Annotated in this window: 2 protein-coding genes; both read right to left on the reverse strand. The window is 45.4% G+C overall.

Annotation, left to right across the window (positions count from 1 at the left end):
• Positions 1 to 681: DmsC/YnfH family molybdoenzyme membrane anchor subunit (locus B7X71_RS16685; RefSeq protein WP_293601559.1), on the reverse strand; the 681-nt coding region annotated here is incomplete at its 3' end.
• Complete coding sequence (locus B7X71_RS16690; RefSeq protein WP_293601560.1) at positions 681 to 1,370, reverse strand: 4Fe-4S dicluster domain-containing protein; 690 nt, start codon at positions 1,368 to 1,370, stop codon at positions 681 to 683. The genes B7X71_RS16690 and B7X71_RS16685, both read right to left, overlap by 1 nt.
• Positions 1,371 to 1,546 lie beyond the last annotated feature (176 nt).

Here is a 1,546-nt window from a genome sequence, read left to right on the forward strand (position 1 = left end):
AGTCATTCCCATGGATGTTTGGCGAACGTTTGCGCCTTTGAGTCCAGTAGCTGAGTTGAGATCCGATTTGGGGCGCAGATTTCGATTGCGCTTCCAAACCCATAGCTTAACAATCATCGCGGCCGCTATGAGGATAATGCCAAATTGACTTAGCGTGAGTACCGATATAGCATCTGGCCCAAACCAGATCAAAAGTAAGGAGGATAAGAGCATCCAGCCTGATGCGAGACCAAGAATAATGAAATTCACAATCGTGGAGAAGTGAGCCCACTCTTGAATAAAACGAATGCATTGGTAGATTTTGGCAGTGCATAGCCAAAGCACAAAAGATGCTGCAATCAGAGAAACCCAAATCCATGAATTATTTTCTCCAAAATACGCAGACAATAGAGCAAGGCAGGTGATCCCAATGAATATTGGCAGGATAATCACTTCGCGAGATAACCATGAAGTGCGCCACATTAGTACGGCGCGCCAGGCTCTTTCTGGGTGACCTAAGTGAAACATTGAGGCGATTAAGCCTGTAATCAACAAGATTAGGGCGGTTGGTATGGCGAGCTTGACTAAGAAATCATTAGGCAAGCCATCATTTCCTATATTGAGGATGCCAATAAAAACCAGTAAGCCCTGGGCCATACCCGCAAGGGTAGTAAAGAAAATAAGTGAAAAATTCGGATGCATTAGATTTCTGCCTTAACTGCATTAATGATTTCGGTAATAGAACGTGGTAAGTAGTGATTTGCAGGCTGCGTTTCCCACTCAGGCATGAGCTTATAGCCGGAGCGATTTTCAATTGCTTTGCTTGCCTCTGATTCTGGATCGTGGATATCTCCAAAAATACGTGCGCTGGTAGGGCAGGCGAGAACGCAAGCAGGTTTCTTCTCGCTTTCTGGCAAAGTTTCGCTGTATATCCGATCTACACACAAAGTACATTTGGTCATTACTTGACGTTCTTCGTCGAGTTCACGTGCGCCGTATGGACAGGCCCAAGCGCAATACTTACAGCCAATACATTTATCGTAGTCTACCAGTACGATGCCATCTTCGGCGCGTTTATAGCTTGCCCCTGTAGGGCATACCGGTACGCAAGGCGGCTCTTCGCAATGCAAGCATGACTTAGGAAAGTGCACGGTTTCCATTTTAGGAAAGCTACCAGATTCATATGTTTGCACCCGATTGAAAAAAGCCCCATTTGGATTTGCGCCATAGGGGTTTAGATCAGTGAGTGGACCCGCCGATCCTGATGTATTCCATTCTTTGCAGGACGTTACGCAGGCATGACAACCTACACATACGTTTAGGTCAATTACTAAAGCAAGTTGCTTTTTCGTTGGCGTTGACTGAAGGGAAGTGCTTTTATTATGTGACATAGGTATTTTGTAAACAGTTATTTTTTAATCATTCCAGGTACGCGATAGGCCTTGACTTGCGGCCACGTTTCTTCTGGTTCATTTTCATCTGCTGCAGCTAATTTGACCCGTACGTCGTACCAACCAGCTTGTCCTGTGATTGGATCCGAATTGCTCACTGAAAATCCACCCAGTGA

Source organism: Polynucleobacter sp. 39-46-10 (assembly GCF_002282275.1).